The 16,223-nt window shown below is 71.6% G+C and carries 19 protein-coding genes; 6 read left to right on the top strand and 13 right to left on the bottom strand.

What is annotated here, in order from left to right:
* Both ACIQBL_RS19345 and ACIQBL_RS19340 read right to left on the bottom strand, forming a co-directional pair.
* Entirely contained in the window at window positions 1-303 is a 303-nt protein-coding gene (locus ACIQBL_RS19345; protein ID WP_401943229.1) for a DUF1905 domain-containing protein, read from the bottom strand.
* Window positions 304-311: 8 nt separating this feature from the next.
* On the bottom strand, window positions 312-1,667 hold the full coding sequence (locus ACIQBL_RS19340; RefSeq protein ID WP_401943227.1) for a dipeptidase: 1,356 nt from the start codon (window positions 1,665-1,667) through the stop codon (window positions 312-314).
* Between the two features lie 132 nt (window positions 1,668-1,799).
* On the opposite strand from ACIQBL_RS19340, the gene ACIQBL_RS19335 reads away from it, so the two are divergent.
* Entirely contained in the window at window positions 1,800-3,059 is a 1,260-nt protein-coding gene (locus ACIQBL_RS19335; RefSeq protein ID WP_401943224.1) for a geranylgeranyl reductase family protein, read from the top strand.
* Here ACIQBL_RS19335 and ACIQBL_RS19330 read toward each other — a convergent pair.
* Window positions 3,049-3,498, bottom strand: a complete 450-nt coding sequence (locus ACIQBL_RS19330; protein WP_401943221.1) for a nitroreductase family deazaflavin-dependent oxidoreductase — start codon at window positions 3,496-3,498, stop codon at window positions 3,049-3,051. The genes ACIQBL_RS19335 and ACIQBL_RS19330 overlap by 11 nt on opposite strands.
* A 167-nt stretch (window positions 3,499-3,665) precedes the next feature.
* On the opposite strand from ACIQBL_RS19330, the gene ACIQBL_RS19325 reads away from it, so the two are divergent.
* From ACIQBL_RS19325 to ACIQBL_RS19315, 3 genes are all read left to right on the top strand, one after another.
* Complete coding sequence (locus tag ACIQBL_RS19325) at window positions 3,666-4,352, top strand: TetR/AcrR family transcriptional regulator (protein WP_401943218.1); 687 nt, start codon at window positions 3,666-3,668, stop codon at window positions 4,350-4,352.
* A 203-nt stretch (window positions 4,353-4,555) separates the two neighbouring features.
* On the top strand, window positions 4,556-5,776 hold the full coding sequence (locus ACIQBL_RS19320) for a sensor histidine kinase (protein ID WP_401943215.1): 1,221 nt from the start codon (window positions 4,556-4,558) through the stop codon (window positions 5,774-5,776).
* Window positions 5,773-6,438 carry a response regulator gene (locus ACIQBL_RS19315; RefSeq protein WP_401943212.1) on the top strand — a complete coding sequence of 222 codons (666 nt, stop codon included), beginning with the start codon at window positions 5,773-5,775 and terminating at the stop codon, window positions 6,436-6,438. Before ACIQBL_RS19320 ends, ACIQBL_RS19315 begins: the two co-directional genes overlap by 4 nt.
* Here the strand turns inward: ACIQBL_RS19315 and ACIQBL_RS19310 are convergent.
* Window positions 6,399-6,686 (bottom strand): DUF6332 family protein, encoded by a 288-nt coding sequence (locus ACIQBL_RS19310; RefSeq protein ID WP_401943210.1) that lies wholly within the window; start codon window positions 6,684-6,686, stop codon window positions 6,399-6,401. The genes ACIQBL_RS19315 and ACIQBL_RS19310 overlap by 40 nt on opposite strands.
* 73 nt (window positions 6,687-6,759) lie before the next feature.
* Complete coding sequence (locus ACIQBL_RS19305; protein ID WP_401943207.1) at window positions 6,760-8,250, bottom strand: MFS transporter; 1,491 nt, start codon at window positions 8,248-8,250, stop codon at window positions 6,760-6,762.
* A gap of 87 nt (window positions 8,251-8,337) precedes the next feature.
* On the opposite strand from ACIQBL_RS19305, the gene ACIQBL_RS19300 reads away from it, so the two are divergent.
* The gene (locus ACIQBL_RS19300; protein ID WP_401943204.1) at window positions 8,338-8,715 is read left to right on the top strand and encodes a MarR family winged helix-turn-helix transcriptional regulator; all 378 of its coding nucleotides are present in this window, start codon (window positions 8,338-8,340) and stop codon (window positions 8,713-8,715) included.
* 7 nt (window positions 8,716-8,722) lie between these two features.
* On the opposite strand, the gene ACIQBL_RS19295 is transcribed toward ACIQBL_RS19300, so the two are convergent.
* Complete coding sequence (locus ACIQBL_RS19295; protein WP_401943201.1) at window positions 8,723-9,463, bottom strand: maleylpyruvate isomerase family mycothiol-dependent enzyme; 741 nt, start codon at window positions 9,461-9,463, stop codon at window positions 8,723-8,725.
* A gap of 114 nt (window positions 9,464-9,577) precedes the next feature.
* On the opposite strand from ACIQBL_RS19295, the gene ACIQBL_RS19290 reads away from it, so the two are divergent.
* Window positions 9,578-10,357, top strand: a complete 780-nt coding sequence (locus ACIQBL_RS19290) for an MFS transporter (RefSeq protein WP_401943198.1) — start codon at window positions 9,578-9,580, stop codon at window positions 10,355-10,357.
* Window positions 10,358-10,372: 15 nt separating this feature from the next.
* Here ACIQBL_RS19290 and ACIQBL_RS19285 read toward each other — a convergent pair whose 3' ends face one another.
* The 7 genes from ACIQBL_RS19285 to ACIQBL_RS19255 are packed head-to-tail and all read right to left on the bottom strand — an operon-like array spanning window position 10,373 to window position 16,213.
* Complete coding sequence (locus tag ACIQBL_RS19285) at window positions 10,373-11,005, bottom strand: TetR/AcrR family transcriptional regulator (protein ID WP_401943195.1); 633 nt, start codon at window positions 11,003-11,005, stop codon at window positions 10,373-10,375.
* Between the two features lie 12 nt (window positions 11,006-11,017).
* Window positions 11,018-11,605 (bottom strand): TetR/AcrR family transcriptional regulator, encoded by a 588-nt coding sequence (locus ACIQBL_RS19280; protein ID WP_401943192.1) that lies wholly within the window; start codon window positions 11,603-11,605, stop codon window positions 11,018-11,020.
* Between the two features lie 32 nt (window positions 11,606-11,637).
* Window positions 11,638-12,810, bottom strand: a complete 1,173-nt coding sequence (locus tag ACIQBL_RS19275) for a pyridoxal phosphate-dependent aminotransferase (RefSeq protein ID WP_401943190.1) — start codon at window positions 12,808-12,810, stop codon at window positions 11,638-11,640.
* 27 nt (window positions 12,811-12,837) lie between these two features.
* On the bottom strand, window positions 12,838-13,623 hold the full coding sequence (locus ACIQBL_RS19270) for an SDR family oxidoreductase (protein ID WP_401943188.1): 786 nt from the start codon (window positions 13,621-13,623) through the stop codon (window positions 12,838-12,840).
* Window positions 13,624-13,672: 49 nt separating this feature from the next.
* Window positions 13,673-14,668, bottom strand: coding sequence for a biotin-dependent carboxyltransferase family protein (locus tag ACIQBL_RS19265; protein WP_401943187.1), 996 nt, complete (start codon window positions 14,666-14,668; stop codon window positions 13,673-13,675).
* Window positions 14,665-15,399 (bottom strand): allophanate hydrolase subunit 1, encoded by a 735-nt coding sequence (locus tag ACIQBL_RS19260; protein WP_401943184.1) that lies wholly within the window; start codon window positions 15,397-15,399, stop codon window positions 14,665-14,667. Before ACIQBL_RS19260 ends, ACIQBL_RS19265 begins: the two co-directional genes overlap by 4 nt.
* A 7-nt stretch (window positions 15,400-15,406) precedes the next feature.
* Window positions 15,407-16,213: a 5-oxoprolinase subunit PxpA gene (locus ACIQBL_RS19255; protein ID WP_401943181.1), complete on the bottom strand. Its 807-nt coding sequence runs from the start codon at window positions 16,211-16,213 to the stop codon at window positions 15,407-15,409.
* Window positions 16,214-16,223: the final 10 nt, after the last annotated feature.

Below are 16,223 nucleotides of genomic sequence, written 5' to 3'. Positions count from 1 at the left end.
TCAGGCGGCGCCGAGTTGGAGGCGGACGGTCATCTCCACGGTCACCTCGTCGTCCGCCGAAAGACCCTGTGGCTTGCGCACGGCGGTCTTGAGCGGCAGCAGGTAGCCGCCGTCCCTGGGGAAGAGCGACGTAGTGAACTCGACCTCGCCGATCCGGGCCTCGACCGGGATCACACCCCAGCCGTACGAGGCCATGGCGGCGACCTCACGGATGTCCGCCGACTCCTCGTCCGGCACGGGGACGAAGTAGTACGGCGAAGGGCCGCGCCACTCGATCACCCGGCCGGTGAAGACGAACCGCACGGACGCGCTCAGTTGCCGGCGTAGTTCTGCAGGAACAGCGCCTCCGCCACCGACAGCCGCTCCAACTCCTCAGGGGACACGCTCTCGTTCACCGCGTGGATCTGGGCCTCCGGTTCGCTGAGGCCGATGAGGAGGATCTCCGCCTGCGGGTAGAGGGCCGCGAGGGTGTTGCACAGCGGGATGGAGCCGCCCTGGCCGGCGTACTGCATCTCCTGGCCGGGGTAGGCGACCGCCATCGCGTCGGCCATCGCCGTGTACGCCGGGCTGGTCGTGTCGGCGCTGAAGGGCTGGCCCTGGCCGATCTGCTCGGTGCGGACGCGGGCGCCCCACGGGGTGTGGGCCTCCAGGTGGGCCTGGAGCAGCTTGGTGGCCTCGGCCGCGTCGACGCCCGGCGGGACGCGGAGGCTGACCAGGGCGCGGGCACCGGCCTGCACGGACGGGGTGGCGCCGACGACCGGCGGGCAGTCGATGCCGAGGACCGTGACGGCCGGGCGCGCCCAGATGCGGTCCGCGACCGTGTCGGAACCGATCAGCTCGACGCCGTCCAGCACCTTGGCGTCCTTGCGGAACTGTTCCTCGTCGTACGCCAGCCCGTCCCAGGTCGACCGGGCGGCGAGCCCGTCGACCGTCGTGGAGCCGTCCTTCGCGCGCAGGGAGTCCAGTACGCGGATCAGGGCGGCCAGCGCGTCGGGCGCGGCGCCGCCGAACTGGCCGGAGTGCAGGTTGCCTTCGAGGGTGTCGACCCGCACGCGCACCATGGTCATGCCGCGCAGGGTCGAGGTGACCGTGGGCAGACCGACCCGGAAGTTGCCCGTGTCGCCGATCACGATGGTGTCGGCGGCGAGCAGCTCGGGGTGTTCCTCGGCGTACCGCTCCAGGCCGCCGGTGCCCTGCTCCTCCGAGCCCTCGGCGATCACCTTGACGTGCACCGGGACACCGCCGTTGGCCTTCAGGGCGCGCAGCGCGAGCAGGTGCATGATCAGGCCGCCCTTGCAGTCGGCGGCCCCGCGTCCGTACCAGCGGCCGTCGCGTTCGGTCAGTTCGAACGGCGGGGTCGTCCAGGCGGCCTCGTCCAGCGGCGGCTGCACGTCGTAGTGGGCGTACAGGAGCACGGTCTTCGCGCCCTCCGGGCCGGGCAGGTAGCCGTACACCGACTGTGTGCCGTCCGGGGTGTCGAGCACGGCCACGTCCTGGAATCCGTCGGTGCGCAGCGCGGCGGCGACCCAGTTCGCGGCGCCCTCGCTCTCGCTCTTCGGGAACTGGTCGAAGTCCGCCACCGATTGGAAAGCCACGAGCTCGGTGAGCTCGGTCCTCGCCGTGGGCATCAGCGAGGCGACGGTCTCGGCGACCGGATTCGACGACATGGGCACGCTCCTTGTGGGTGCGACGTTGTACGAATGATGCCGTCGATCCTCCCACAGCGGCCTGTGGCGATGTCCGCCGTAGGATGCGGGGGACAGGTGCGGCAGCGGCTTGATCGGGAGCAGTAGACCATCGTGAGCAGCGAGAACTCTTCGGCGGACGACGAACAGCGGGTGTGGGACGTCGTCGTGGTGGGCGCGGGACCCGCGGGGGCCTCGGCCGCCTATGCGGCGGCGGTCGCGGGACGGCGCGTGCTGTTGCTGGAGAAAGCCGAGCTGCCCCGCTACAAGACGTGCGGCGGCGGCATCATCGGACCTTCACGCGACTCCCTGCCACCCGGCTTCGACCTGCCGTTGAAGGACCGGGTGCACGCCATAACGTTCTCGAACAACGGACGTTTCACGCGCACCCGCCGGTCCCGGCAGATGCTGTTCGGGCTGATCAACCGGCCCGAGTTCGACCAGCAGCTCGTCGAGTACGCGCAGAAGGCGGGCGCCGAGCTGCGTACGGGCGTCACAGTGACACGAGTCGAGCAGCACGGCTCCGCGGTGCCGGACCGCCGTACGGTCGCCGTGGTGCTGAGTGGCGGCGAGACGGTCCTCGCGCGGGCCGTCGTCGGCGCCGACGGCAGTGCCAGCCGGATAGGGGCGCACGTCGGGGTCAAGGTCGACCAGGTGGACCTGGGCCTGGAGGCGGAGATCCCGGTGCCGGAGACTGTCGCCGAGGACTGGAAGGGCCGGGTCCTCATCGACTGGGGCCCGATGCCCGGGAGTTACGGCTGGGTCTTCCCCAAGGGCGACACGCTCACGGTCGGGGTGATCTCCGCGCGCGGTGAAGGCGCCGCCACGAAGCGGTACTTGGAGGACTTCGTCGCCCGGCTGGGGCTGGCCGGCTTCGAACCGAGTATCTCCTCCGGGCACTTGACCCGGTGCCGGGCGGACGACTCGCCGCTGTCGCGCGGGCGGGTGCTGGTGTGCGGGGACGCGGCGGGACTCCTTGAACCGTGGACCCGGGAGGGCATCTCGTTCGCGCTGCGGTCGGGGCGGCTCGCGGGGGAGTGGGCGGTGCGGATCGCCGAGGCGCACGACGCCGTGGACACCCGCCGCCAGGCCCTGAACTACGCGTTCGCGATCAAGGCCGGGCTCGGTGTGGAGATGAGCGTCGGCAAGACCATGCTCGCGGTCTTCGAGCGGCGCCCCGGTCTGTTCCACGCGGCCCTCACCGGCTTCCGGCCGGCCTGGAAGGCCTTCATGGACATCACCCGGGGCTCGACGACGCTGGGCGAGCTGGTGCGCAGCCACCCGATGGCACAGCGCGCGCTGACGGCGTTCGACCGCAGGACCGCGGAACCCGTGGTCCCCGTGGAGCCCGAGGAGGGCGCGGTCAGTTCGTGACCGTGACGTGGAAGACGGGGTGGTCGGGCGCGATGCGCCGCAGCTCGTCGTCGGAGGAGTCGGGGCCGACTCCTCCGAAGAACACGCCGACCTCGGCCTTCCAGCGCTTGAGGTAGGCGCGCAGCAGCGGCACCTTGTCGTCGTCGGTGACCTCGGTCGCGGTGAACGCGTCCACCTTCTTGCCGAGCCGCAGTTCGCCGCCGCCGGCCGCCCGCATGTTGTGCGTCCACTGGACGTGCCCGCGCGGGGCGACGAGGTACTGCCGGCCGTCCACCGTCAGCAGGTTCACCGGGGTGGTCCGCCACTCGCCGCTCTTACGGCCGCGGACGGCCAGGACCCGTGAACCCCACACGCTGAGACCGCGGCGGGTGAACCAGGCAACGGCGCGGTTGAAGACGTTCACGGTGAACCAGCCGGGCTTCTGAACGTGCGTGCTCATGACGACTCCTGGGTTTTGGAGAGCGCGGCTCCCTTTTGTGAGCACTGCTCTCGCTCTCGGGAACAGTCTGCATCGGGCCGATGGGTCAATGCAAGAGCGGTGCTCTCTTTTTTGTTCGGCGCTCTCGTTTGTGTGCACTGATCTGAATCCGTGCCACACTGGCTCGTATGAGCACCACACAGGGCGCCCGCGCCCGCGCCAGGATCGAGGTCACCGCGGCCATCAAGGACGAGGCGCGCAGACAGCTCGCCGCCGAGGGCGCGGCGAAGCTCTCGCTGCGCGCCGTGGCCCGTGAACTGGGCATGGTCTCCTCCGCCCTGTACCGGTACTTCCCCAGCCGGGACGACCTGCTGACCGCTCTCATCATCGACGCGTACGACTCCGTCGGGGAGACCGCGGAGACGGCGCACGCCGAAGTCGCGGGCGCGGGCGCGTTGCTCCGCTGGGCGGCGGTGTGGGAGGCGGTACGGGGTTGGGCGCTGGCGCATCCGCACGAGTACGCGCTGATCTACGGCTCGCCGGTCCCGGGGTACGTCGCTCCCGAGACCACCGTCCCGTCCGCCGCCCGTGTCGCCCTTCTCCTCATCGGCATCGCCCAGGACGCACACCGGGCCGGCTTGCTGACCGAGCCCTCGCTGCCGGCCGACCTGCTTCCCGAGGGTGAGCGCATGGTCGCTGACTTCGCGGGTGACCTTCCGCCCGGGGTGGCCGTGGCCCTTGTGGCTGCGTGGGCCGAGCTGTATGGGCTGGTCAGCTTCGAGCTTTTCGGTCAGTTTCGCCGGGTGGTGGAGGATCGGGAGGTGTTCTTCAGGCATGCGGTGCGGCGGCTTGCGCTGGGGGTGGGGCTCGCGTGATTGCTCCGCAGGGTGCGTGGTTCTTTGTCTGCGGGCCGGTGGGGGCTGGGCGCGCACACGCGGCGGAGCCGCATATCGATACAGCCCCGCGCCCCTTTCGGGGCGCCGTGGTGGGGCGGAGTTCACGTACTCCCCGGGAAGTACTCGTGATCACCCCGCCCGGGTGACGCCCCCGACCCCGCCCGACGTCTAGCGTGACGTGCATGGACGAGGAGCCTGTACGCGGCGGGGGACCGCCCCAGTGGTGGCGTCACGGACCGCCGTGGGGCGGGGCTTCGGCCCGGACGCGGTGGCCCTGGCGCTCCACGTTGCTCGTCACCGTGTTCGTGTTGGCCGGCAGCAACTTCGCCTCGCACAGCCAGCCCGACCGCGTCTCCCTCGACGCCTACGCGCGCGTGCTGCTCCTTGCCGGATCGGTGCTGCTCCTGTGGCGGCACCGGTACCCCGTGGGGGTGGCCTTCGGCACGGTGCTGGCCGTCGTGCTCTACCTCGGCGGCGGATATCCGTACGGCCCCGTCTTCCTGACCGTCGCCCTCGGCTGCTTCAGCGCGGTCGTCGCCGGGCGCCGCTGGGCCGCGTGGGCCGCGCTCGGTGTGCTGTGGGCGGCGCATGTCCTGATCGCGCACTGGCTCTACCGCTGGCTGCCCCCGCAGCACGACCACGGGATGGCGTGGGGCGGCGAAGTGGCCGTCGCCACCTGGATGGTGGCCATCGCCGCGCTCGCGGAACTGGCCCGCACCCGCCGCGAACAGTGGGCCCGCGACCGGGCCGAGCGCGTCCAGGCGGCCCGGCGCCGCGCCGACGAGGAACGGCTGCGGATGGCCCGCGAACTGCACGACGTCCTCGCGCACAGCATCTCCGTCATCAACGTCCAGGCGGGCGTCGGCCTCGCGCTCCTCGACTCCGACCCCGAGCAGGCCCGTACGGCCCTCACCACCATCAAGGCCGCCAGCAAGGAGGCGCTCGGCGAGGTCCGCCAGGTCCTCGACACCCTGCGCACCCCGGGCGACGCACCACGCGCCCCGGCACCCGGCCTCGACCGCCTGCCCGAACTGGTGCAACAGGCGGCGAGCGCGGGCCTCACGGTCGAGATCGACGGAACCCCGCCCCGCCTCCCGCCCGGCACCGACCTCGCCGCCTTCCGCGTCCTCCAGGAGGCGCTCACCAATGTCGTACGGCATTCCGGTTCGCGGCACGCGCGCGTGCGCATCCGTCACGAACGCGATGCGCTACGGCTGCGCGTCGACGACGACGGGCCACCGACCGGCGCGGACGCCGGGGGCAGCGGCAACGGGCTCGCCGGAATGCGGGAGCGGGCCGCCGGGCTCGGTGGCACGATCGAGGCGGGTCCGCGCCCGGACGGCGGCTTCCGGGTGCTCGCCGTACTGCCGTTGAAGGTCACGCCGAAGGAGGACGACCGGTGATCCGCGTACTGCTCGCCGACGACCAGTCACTGGTCCGGGCCGGGTTCAAGGCGCTGTTGGACGCGCAGCCGGACATCGAGGTGGCGGGCGAGGCGTCCGACGGCGAGGAGGCCGTGCGCGAGGTGGGCGAACTGCGCCCCGATGTCGTCCTGATGGACATCCGCATGCCGTTGCTCGACGGGCTGGCCGCGACCCGCCGGATCACCGGGGACGGTGAGCTGAAGGAGGTGAAGGTGGTCATGCTGACCACCTTCGAACTCGACGAGTACGTCTTCGAGGCGATCCGCTCCGGCGCCTCCGGCTTCCTGGTCAAGGACACCGAACCGGAGGAACTCCTGCGCGCCGTAAGGGCGGTGGTCGAGGGCGACGCGCTGCTGTCGCCGGGCGTGACCCGCCGCCTGATCGCCGAGTTCGCGGCCCGCTCCAAGGAGCCCGCGACCGCCGACGCCCTCACCCGGCTCACCGAACGGGAACGGGAGGTGATGGCCCTGGTCGGTATCGGCCTCTCCAACGAGGAGATCGCCCGCCGCCTCGTCGTCAGCCCCCTCACCGCGAAGACCCATGTGAGCCGCACGATGGTGAAGCTGGGTGCGCGGGACAGGGCCCAACTGGTCGTGCTGGCCTACGAGTCGGGGTTGGTCCGGCCCGGCTGGCTGGGCTGACCCGACTCCCGCCGATACCGGTACAGCACGGTCACCACCCGGACCAGGAACACGACCGGCGCGAGCACGAGCGCCCCTGCCACCAGCAACGTCTCGACGCCGCGCGGCAGTTGGAACAGCAGGGCGGGACCGGCGACCACCCCGAACAGCACCGCCGCCACGAACGCCGCGCTGACCAGCGCGTACCCGATCTCGACGGTCATCGCGTCCCGCTCGGCCTGCGTGCGCCGTCCCCCGGTCGTGTCCATCCAGGAAGTCTCACACGCGTGCGCCCGGCGGAACAAGAAGCTCCGCCGGGCGCACGCTCAGGGAGGCGTCCCCCTAGTCACGGACCGCCACGCGCTCCGCTTCCGCCTCCGGCACAGTTGACTTGGCGACCACGATGGACCGTTGATCACGTCGGCCGCGCAGTCCCGGCAGGGAGATCAGCAGCCCGGCGAGCGCGATGAACGTCACCACGACCAGGCCGGGCCGGTAACTGTCCAGTACCGCCTGCGGGGTGGCGTGCGCGGGCGCGTGCGCGGTCACCACGGCGGTGACGACGGCCAGGAAGATCGCGCCGCCGACCTGTACCGAGGTGTTCAACAGGCCGGAGACCATGCCCTGTTCGTGGTCCTCGACCCCGTTGGTGGCCTGGATGTTGAGGGAGGGGAAGACCAGGGCGAAGGCCGCTCCGATCAGCAGCATCGACGGCAGGATGACCGCCGCGTACACGGGATCGACGCTGACCCGCAGGAACAGGGCGTACCCCACGACCATCAGCGCGAAGCCCACCACGATCAGCCGCTGGGTGCCGAACCGGTCGACGATCGCCCCCATCTTCGTCGAGGACGCGGCCACCAGCGCGCCGGCCGGCAGGAAGGCGAGCGCCGTGTGCAGCGCGGACCAGCCGAGCAGCTGCTGCATGTACAGCGTGACGAGGAACTGGAAGCCGACGTACGACCCGAAGAGGGCCATCGCGCCGAACTGGGCGCGGATCTGGTTGCCGGAGCGCAGCACCCCGAGCCGGATCAACGGCCCGGCGGAGCGCCGCTCGACGAACACGAACACGGTGAGGAGGACCGCAACCGCCAGGAAGGACAGGAGAGTTCGGGCCGATGTCCAGCCGACCTGCGGTGCCTGGACGACCGTGAACACCAGCAGCAGCATCGACGCGGTGCCGAGGAAAGCGCCGGGGACGTCGTAGCCGTTGTGGTCCTTCTCGCGTTCGCTGCGCGGCAGCAGCTTCAGGCCGGCGAGCAGGGCGAGCAGCGCGATCGGCGCGGGCAGCAGCATGGTGAGCCGCCAACTGGCCTCCGTGAGCAGGCCGGAGAGCACCAGGCCCATCGAGAAGCCGGTGGCCGCGCAGGTGGTGTAGATGGAGAGGGCGCGGTTGCGCAGCGGGCCCTCGGCGAAGGTCGTGGTGATGATCGAGAGGCCGGCGGGTGCGGTGAAGGCCGCGCTCAGGCCCTTGACGAAGCGGCTGGCGATCAGCAGCGGGCCCGAGTCGACGAGCCCGCCGAGCAGCGAGGCCACCGCGAAGACACCCAGGGCGACCAGGAAGACCTGGCGTCGGCCGAGCAGGTCGGCGGTCCGGCCGCCGAGGAGGAGCAGCCCGCCGTATCCCAGGATGTAGCCGCTGACGATCCATTGGAGTGTCGAGGTGGAGAGGTCGAGTTCGGAGCCGATGGAGGGCAGGGCGACACCGACCATCGACACGTCCAGCGCGTCCAGGAACATCGCGGCGCAGAGCACCAGCAGGGTGCCCCACAGCCGGGGGGTCCAGCGGACCGCCGACGACGGGGCCGCGGGAGGGGAGAGCGGAGAGGTCATGGCGCAGAGACTACATGCGCGTGCATCGAATGCAAGCGCATTTAATTCCGATGCAACAAACCCGTTTCTCTGCTACGGTGCCCTGTCATGGCGGCGAAGAAGGCCGAGCGGGCGCTCGTGGACCAGTGGCGGGAGATGCTGGCGTTGCACGCCCGCACACAGTGCGAACTCGATCGCGCTCTGCATCAACACGGCCTGTGCGGGAGCGACTTCGAGGTGCTGGACGTACTGTCCGGCGAATCCTGCGCGTTCCGCGTCCAGGAGATCTCCGAGCGCGTCCACCTCAGTCAGAGCGCCCTGTCCCGCCTGATCGCCCGGCTGGAGAAGGACGGTCTCGTCGAGCGCGGCATGTGCGCGGAGGACCGGCGGGGCGTCCGCGTGACCCTCACGGACAAGGGGCGCACACTGCACGGCGAGGTACTCCCGTTGCAGCGCGCGGTGTTGACGAAGATGCTGGCCGACTGACGAACCGTCAGCTCCAGGTGACGGCCGACCTCTCCCGCCACAGCGCGGCGACGGACGCGTCCCCGGACACGCTCGGGAACGGCGCCCGGTTCCACAGCGCCAGGTACAACTGCCCGGCCGGACCTGCCAGTTCGCAGTCCACGTCCCCGCTGCCGTCCCGCTCGGCGGCGGGCGGTTCCTGAGACAGTCGTACGGTCCACACGGCGTCGTCCGTGTCCGTCGCCCGCACCCGCAGCACCCGGGGCTTCTCGCTGCGGACCCTGCTCCGGCTGCGGCCGTGGAAGCCGCGCAGCAGCTCGTCGATGCCGTCGGCCGCGAAGTCCGGGGCGATCTCGCCGACCGTCCCGCCGCGTGCCGACTCGGCGTCCACGCGGTGCACGGTCGTCTCGTGCGCCTGGCGCCGGGCCCAGAACGCGAGCGGCGACGGTGCCGCGAAGAACTGCCAGCACACCACGTCGGACGGGGCGGCGGCGAGAGTGTCCACGAGGGAGCGGTGCCCCTCCCGGAACCAGGCCACCAACCCGGCGCCGTCCAGGTCCGGCAGGCCGCCGTCGGGGCGGTACGCGGTGTACCCCTCGGCGACGAACGCGGTCGCCCAGCGATGCACCATCCCCGTGTGCCGCACCAGGTCCCGCACCCGCCACTCCGGACAGGTCGGCACCTCGGCGTCGACGCCCGCCTCCTCGGCGGCCGAGGCCAGCAGGCCGCCCTCCCGGTCCAGGATCCGTACGAACGCATCGGTGTCCATGGGGCCGAGTGTGCCGTATGACATGCGGTCGGCGCGCGTTGTCCAGGGAGGGCGGCTGGTGCGTCAGCCGGCGGTGACGGGGACTCCGGCTTCGGCACCGCTGTTCACCTTGGTTTGCAGGCCCAACGGCATCTCCGGGACCGGGTCCCCGGTATACGGTCCCTCGGCCTGGTCTTCTCGCTCAGCGAGTACTTCGGCCTCGTCCGCCACGCCTCGACCTGGGACATCGGGATCCGGCTGATCGCGCTCAACGGCTTCACCGTCGTCCTCGGCCCGGTGGTCGGCCGGCTGATGCACCGCTTCCCGCCCGGTCTCGTGCTGGTGACCGGCCTGGTGACCGGCGGCATCGGAGCGCTCCTGGTGAACCTCTTCGACGCCACCACCGGCACCGGAGAAGCGGTCCTCGTCATCGCGGTGCTCGGCCTCGGTATCGCGCTGGCCATGGCCCCGGTCACCACGATCGCCATGAACAGCCTCCCGCGCCGCCTCGGCAGCACCGCCGGGGCCGCCAACAGCGCGCTGCGCCAGATCGGCAGCGCCCTGGGCCCCGCCGTCTTCGGCGTCGTCCTCATCCACCGCACCCTCGACACCCTGCCCGGCCATGTGGCCGCGTCGGGTTTCGCCCCCGCCGACCAGGGCCAGGTCATCGGCATGGTCGACGGCGTCGGCATCCAGGCGGGCGCCTTCCTCCACCTCGACACCAACGAGGCGACGGGCCGGGCCCTGGCCGCCTACGGCGCGAGCTTCACGGACGCGCTGCACACCTGCGCCCTCGTCGGCGGCATCGGGATGCTGGTCGCCGCGGCCGTCGCCCTCTCCACGATCGGCGTCCGGGCCCGGGCGCCGCACACCGAACCGGAGACGGCGGCGGCGGCCGTCGCCGAGGCCGGCTGAGCAACAGCCCCTGTCTCAGGGGCGGTTGTCGTTCTCCAGTGCCGGGGTGAGGAGGTGGCACAGGGAGTCGGCGAGGAGGCGGAGGGGGTCGGCGGTCTCCAACGGCCACTCGACGGCGATCCAGGCGGAGAAGAACGACTCGGTCTGCAGCACCGTCATCAGCGCTCGTTGGCGGGCCTCCGCCGGGTCGACCCCCCGCCACCGTGCGGGGTGGCCGACCAGCAGGGCGACATAGCGCTCGTGCGCCTCGACGTACTGCGCCCGGCCGTCGCCGAGGCTGCGGAGTGCCGCCGGGGCCGCCGCGTTGGCGACCCGGCGGACGGGCGCCATCTCGCGCCAGCGGTCCGCCGCCTCGTCGAGCCAGGCGCGAACGGCGCCCGGTGTCCACCGCGGCAGCGCGGCCAGGTCGGCGTACGCCTCACCCATCACCCCGTACACGCGCGCCACCAGCGCGTCCACGATCTCGGCCTTCCCCGGGAAGTGGGCGTAGACCGTGACCCGAGTCACGCCCGCGGCCCGGGCGATGTCCTCCATCCGCGCGTCGAGGAACGGCTTCTCGGTGAACACCGTGACGGCCGCGTCGAGCAGTCGGCGATGCGTGAGGATCTTCTGCTCTTCGCGCAGATTTTTGCGGGGCGTCGGCTCCATCCGCCCACGATCTCACTCGTCCCGCCGGTCCGGTGCCGTGGACCAGCCGATGAGGGCGCCGCGCAACGCGGCCACCAGACGGGAGGCGGCCTCGTCCTCGGTGCGTCCGCTCTTGATCAGGTCGAGGATGTCGCGGGGGTCGAACAGGTTGTTCCACAGGAACAGCGCCTCGTCGCCGAGATCGCCGAGACCGAGGTCCTCGGTGGTCTGCCGCAGCGGCTCGGTGAGCGCCTCGGCCTGCGGAGCGAGATAGCCGGTGTTCTCGCGCAGCCGCTCCAGATAGCCGCGGTGCGACCGCATCTGCGCCATGGCGCCGCCGTGTTCGAGGACGAGCGACACCCAGTAGCGGGACACCGCGTCGAGGCGCTGCATGCCCCGAGTGGTCTGCGCCGCGCTGAAGTCCCGCAGTTCGGAGCCGACTTGGGCGCGGAAGGCGTGCAGGACGTCCTCGACGGAGGCGAAGTGCCGGTACGCCGTCGCGGTGGACACCTCGGCCCGCTTGGCGATCTCGGCCAGGCTCACCGGAGTCGGCGAGTTCTCGAACAACTCGGCGGCGGCCTTGATGAGTTGCCTGCGGTTGCGCTGGGTGTCACTGCGCATGGGTCGACTCCCCGTCTGCGTGGCGGCGGCGTTCACCGGAGGGCCGACAGCCCGTGGGCCAGACGACGGACGCCCTCGGTGACGGACTCCGCGTCGGCAGCGTACGACAGCCTCAGATGCCCCTCGCCCCGGGCACCGAACTCGCTCCCCGGCCGGACCGCCACACCGTGCGTGCGCAGCGCCGCCACGACCTCGGCGGAGGGCAGATCGAGGTCGTAGCGCGGGAATTGGTAGAACGCCCCCTCGGGCGTGCTCAGGGTGAGGCCCGGGATCTTGGCCAGTTCCGACCGCATGAGTTCGCCGCGCCGCTCGTACTCCGCCCGCATCCGCGCGATGTCGGTGTCGCAGGTGCGCACCGCGACCAGTGCGGCGTCCTGGACGACCGTGTTCACCGAGCCGTTGAAGGTGTTGTGGATGCGCGCCGCGGCCTGGATCAGCGGCGGCGGACCCCAGAGGTAGCCGACGCGCCAGCCGGTCATCGCGTAACTCTTGGAGAAGGTCTGGCAGTAGACCGTACGGTCGCGCAGACCGTCGAGGGAGATCGCCGAGGTGAACGGGCGGCCGGTGAAGTCGAGGTCGGCGTACGCCTCGTCGGAGACGACGAGCGTGGGTGTGCCGTCGAGGAGGTCGGCGAGCGCCTCCAACTCGGCCCGGCTGTGCACGATTCCGGTGGGGTTGCACGGGTTGCAGAACACGAAGAGCTTCGCCCCGGCGAGCGCGTCGCCCAGCCGGTCGAGGTCCCAGTGCAGGTCGGGGGCGAGCGGGACGGGGACGACGACTCCGCCGGCCATGCTGACGAGGTCGGCGTAGAGGGAGTAGGTGGGGTCCGGGATCACCACCTTGTCGCCGGGGTCGACCAGGGAGAGGATCGACGCGGCGAGACCCGCGGTGCCGCCCTGGGTGATCAGGACGTCGGCCGCGGAGACCGGTGCTCCGGCGATGCCCGCGAGCTTCTCGGCGAGCGCTTCGCGCAACGCAGGTTCGCCCAGCAGCGGCGAGTAGTGGGTACGACCGCCGCGCAGCGAGGCTTCGGCGGCCTCGGTCACCTGCGCGGGTGTGTCGAAGTCGGGTTCGCCCATGGCCAGGGAGACCAAGTCGCCCCCGGACTGCGGCTGTTGGGTCCGGCGGGAGGCTGCGGCGATGCGGGCGACGGCCGCGGCGGGCGCGAACGAGGGCAGCGGGCCGGCGGTGACGGTGGAAGGCATGCGGTTCTCCTGGTGAGGCAGGGGGCGTCAGTCCTGGGGTGAGGCACCGGCGGGGGCGCCCGCCCATCGGCTGATCTCGAGGTCGGCGGAGGTGTCGCGCTGCCGGGTCGGGGCGACGACGATCTCCTGGAGGACGACCCGCTGGGGGAGCGTGATCGCGAGGTGGATCGCCTCGGCCACGTCCTGCGGCCGGAGCATGTGGGCGCGTTCCTCCGGGGCCGGCGGGCGGGCGCGGTTGTCGAGGATGGGGGTGTCCGTCTCGCCGGGCAGCACGGTGACGGCCCGCAGGCCCTCGTTGCGGAACGTGTTGTGCAGGAAGGTCATGAAGTTGCGGACGCCCGCCTTGGCCGCTCCGTAGGCCGCCCCGCCGAGCAGGTTGGGGTTGACGGCGGCGAGCGAGGAGACCGTGACGATCGTGCCGCCGCCGCGGCCGAGCAGGTCGGGCAGTACGGCCTGGGTGAGCTGGAAGACCGCCGTGAGGTTCACGTCCAGGACCTGGCGCCACTCCTCGTGCGGCAGCCACCGCGGGTTGAGCACCGAGGAGGAGCTGCCCGCGTTGTTGACGAGGACGTCGATCGGACCGAGTTCGGCGTGGATCCGCTCGACGACACGGGTCACGTCGTCCGCGCTGGTGATGTCCGCCGCGAGGGCGAGGGCTGTCCCTCCTTCGGCGCGGATCTCCGCCTCGGCCTTGTCGAGCGCCTCCTGCCGTCGCCCGACGAGGACTACGGCGACGCCGTCCCGGGCGAGCAGGCGGGCCGCTTCGAGCCCGATCCCGCTGCCGGCGCCGGTGATGAGCGCGGTCCGCGTCACTGTTCTCCTCCAGGTGAGACATTCATATCAAGTGAGAATAGTTTCTCATCTATTGGTGGATCAAGTGCCCTGTGAAACCAAGCGCGCCGAATGCTTCTGCCGTCGCCCGCTCCAGCGCCCGCACCTCGTCCTCCCGCCGCGCGGACCGCCGTACCGAGGTCTCCCGGTCCACCCACCGGAACCGCAGTTCCCGCCCCGGCCCGGCCTGCCCGAGCAGCGGGAGCGAGGCCCGCGAGGCGACCCCGACGATCGGGTAGCCCGCCGTCAGGCTCCGGTACCGGCCGAGGACGATCAGCTCGTCCGCGTGCGGGATCTGGAGCGCACCGACCGGCACGCCGTGCGACACGATCTCCGCGTCCGTGTCCGGGTGCAGCACCGGCCCGTCGAGCCGAAGGCCGACATGGTTCGAGCGGGCGGTGACGACGTACGACGACTCCGCGATCAGCTCCCGGACCCCGGGGATCGAACGGGCGCCGTAGCTCTCGACGACGTCGACGCACCAGGGACCCTCCGCGCAGGTCAGGACGGGGACGGGGAGCCGGAAGAGCGGGGGAGCGAAGTGACTGTGCCGGAAGCCCCGGAAGCCGGACTCCAGCAGGACCCGTGCGCCGAGGGCCTGCGTGAAACCCATCCGGGGGTCCGGGGCGGTGCTGCCCAGCAGGGTCTCCGCCGTGAACACCCCGTTCACGGCGAGGTAGTTCCGGGTGCCGAGGGCCAAGTCGGCGCGCACGCGGATCTCCTGGCCCGCCGGTACCACGATCGGCGACCAACTCGGGGCGGGCGCACCGTCGATGGTGACCCGGGCGGGCGCGCCGGTCACGGCGACGAGGACATCGGCGTCGGGCACGAATGCCGTCTCGCCGCCCAGGTTCTCGATCAGTGTGGCGTCGCGCGGGTTGCCCACGAGGACGTTCGCCACGGCGGCCGAGTGCTGGTCGGCCGCGCCGCCGGTGGGAACCCCACGGCGTTCGGTGTCGCGCCGGCCGAGATCCTGGAACGTCGTGACCCACCCGGTGCGGGTGATGTCGAGGCCCACGGTCCTCATACGGGCACCTCCGCCACCGGCAGCAGGAAGCCCGCGCCCGGCGCCGCCGCCTCGTCCCGCGTCACGGGCACGAACCGCACGACGTCACCCGTACCGAACGAGACGGGCTCCGGGCGGGAGATGTCCACGACGGTGTACGGCGTGCGTCCGACCACCCGCCAGCCGGTCGGGCCGGGGAACGGCTGGATGATCGCGTTGGTGCCCGCGATCATGATCGCCCCGGGCGCGACATCGGTACGCGGCTCGGCCCGCCGCCGCACGGGCCTCGGCACCCGGAGCCCGTCCATCATCGGGGCCATCGCCGCGCCCAGCAGCGAGATCGTGAACGTGGACTCCGCGATCGCCTCGACCACTTCGGCGGGGGCCAGGCCCAACTCCTCGGCGACGGACGCCAGATCGGGCCCGGTCTCCTCGTCGAACACGACGGGCACCGCGAACCGCAGCGCCGTACGCGCCCGGAGCGGCTCGTCGACCGGCAGACGCTCCGCGAGCAGTCGTACGGCGTACTCCACGTGCGGCAGCGCGGTCTCCAGCGGGTCGAACTCGACGAGCAGCGACTCCAGTCCGGAGACGACGTCGAGCACCCCGGGCGGGCGATGCGCCAGGAACCGCTCGCGGAAGGCGAGGATCGCGGTCCTGCGGATCACCTGGTCGGGGTGGGGGACGGTCACCATCACCGCCGAGTCCCCGAAGGGCTCGACGGTGACGGCGGTGAACTCTTCGGCGGTCATGGGGTGTTCAGACCAACGCCTTCGCCTTCTCGGCCAACACGTCTTTCAGCCCGGTGACGTTGACAGCCGCGGCCTCCAACGCGGCCCGCAGGGCGGTGCCGTTGGCGAGTACGGTCGGGTGGTCGCCGTGCAGGAGGAGGACGTCGACGTCGTGGCCGAGCGGTACGACGTCGCCGTCCACCGAGCGCACGGTGCCCTCCCGCACGACCTGGACGCAGCGCTCGCCGATGAGTTCGGGGTCGTAGATCAGGCCCTGTGGGTGCGAGCGCGGGACGGGCATGCCGTCGTCGCCGTAGCCGCGGTCGGCGAGGAAGACGTAGCCGACGTCGAGGCCGCGCTTGCGCGACTCCTCGGCGAGCAGGCCGCGTTGGCAGATGACGATGTACTCCCTGTTGTACGCGGCGATCGCGTCCGTGATGGCGCGGGCGTGCTTGGCGTCGGTCTGCGCGATCGAGCCCATGCGGCCGTGCGGGGCGACATGGCTGATCGTGCCGCCGTGCACACGGGCGAAGGCGTCGAGCGCGCCGAGCTGGTAGAGGACGTCGGTGCGGATCTCCTCCTCCGACGCCTCGATGAGCCGGCGGCCGAAGCCGACGAGGTCGGGGTAGCCGGGGTGGGCGCCCAGTTCGATACCGCGCTCGACGCAGTCGGCGACGGTCCGGTCCATGATGCGCGGGTCGCCGGCGTGGAAGCCGCAGGCGATGTTCGACGCGGTGACGAGGCCCAGCAGGGCGGCGTCGTCACCGATCGTGTAGTTGCCGAAGCTCTCGCCGAGGTCGGCGACGACGGCCACCGAGTTGATTCCGGATGCCATGGTGTCTCTC

Origin of the sequence: Streptomyces sp. NPDC088350 (assembly GCF_044753545.1) — a bacterium.
Taxonomy (GTDB): Bacteria; Actinomycetota; Actinomycetes; order Streptomycetales; family Streptomycetaceae; genus Streptomyces.
This window is presented reverse-complemented; position numbering and strand designations above follow the sequence as displayed.

Excerpts from the sequence above, each read along its gene's own strand:
- ACIQBL_RS19340 (WP_401943227.1), bottom strand. The coding sequence starts at position 1,667 with ATGTCGTCGAATCCGGTCGCCGAGACCGTCGCCTCGCTGATGCCCACG.
- ACIQBL_RS19330 (WP_401943221.1), bottom strand. The coding sequence starts at position 3,498 with ATGAGCACGCACGTTCAGAAGCCCGGCTGGTTCACCGTGAACGTCTTC.
- ACIQBL_RS19325 (WP_401943218.1), top strand. The coding sequence starts at position 3,666 with ATGAGCACCACACAGGGCGCCCGCGCCCGCGCCAGGATCGAGGTCACC.
- ACIQBL_RS19320 (WP_401943215.1), top strand. The coding sequence starts at position 4,556 with ATGGACGAGGAGCCTGTACGCGGCGGGGGACCGCCCCAGTGGTGGCGT.
- ACIQBL_RS19310 (WP_401943210.1), bottom strand. The coding sequence starts at position 6,686 with ATGGACACGACCGGGGGACGGCGCACGCAGGCCGAGCGGGACGCGATG.
- ACIQBL_RS19305 (WP_401943207.1), bottom strand. The coding sequence starts at position 8,250 with ATGACCTCTCCGCTCTCCCCTCCCGCGGCCCCGTCGTCGGCGGTCCGC.
- ACIQBL_RS19300 (WP_401943204.1), top strand. The coding sequence starts at position 8,338 with ATGGCGGCGAAGAAGGCCGAGCGGGCGCTCGTGGACCAGTGGCGGGAG.
- ACIQBL_RS19295 (WP_401943201.1), bottom strand. The coding sequence starts at position 9,463 with ATGGACACCGATGCGTTCGTACGGATCCTGGACCGGGAGGGCGGCCTG.
- ACIQBL_RS19285 (WP_401943195.1), bottom strand. The coding sequence starts at position 11,005 with ATGGAGCCGACGCCCCGCAAAAATCTGCGCGAAGAGCAGAAGATCCTC.
- ACIQBL_RS19280 (WP_401943192.1), bottom strand. The coding sequence starts at position 11,605 with ATGCGCAGTGACACCCAGCGCAACCGCAGGCAACTCATCAAGGCCGCC.
- ACIQBL_RS19275 (WP_401943190.1), bottom strand. The coding sequence starts at position 12,810 with ATGCCTTCCACCGTCACCGCCGGCCCGCTGCCCTCGTTCGCGCCCGCC.
- ACIQBL_RS19265 (WP_401943187.1), bottom strand. The coding sequence starts at position 14,668 with ATGAGGACCGTGGGCCTCGACATCACCCGCACCGGGTGGGTCACGACG.
- ACIQBL_RS19260 (WP_401943184.1), bottom strand. The coding sequence starts at position 15,399 with ATGACCGCCGAAGAGTTCACCGCCGTCACCGTCGAGCCCTTCGGGGAC.
- ACIQBL_RS19255 (WP_401943181.1), bottom strand. The coding sequence starts at position 16,213 with ATGGCATCCGGAATCAACTCGGTGGCCGTCGTCGCCGACCTCGGCGAG.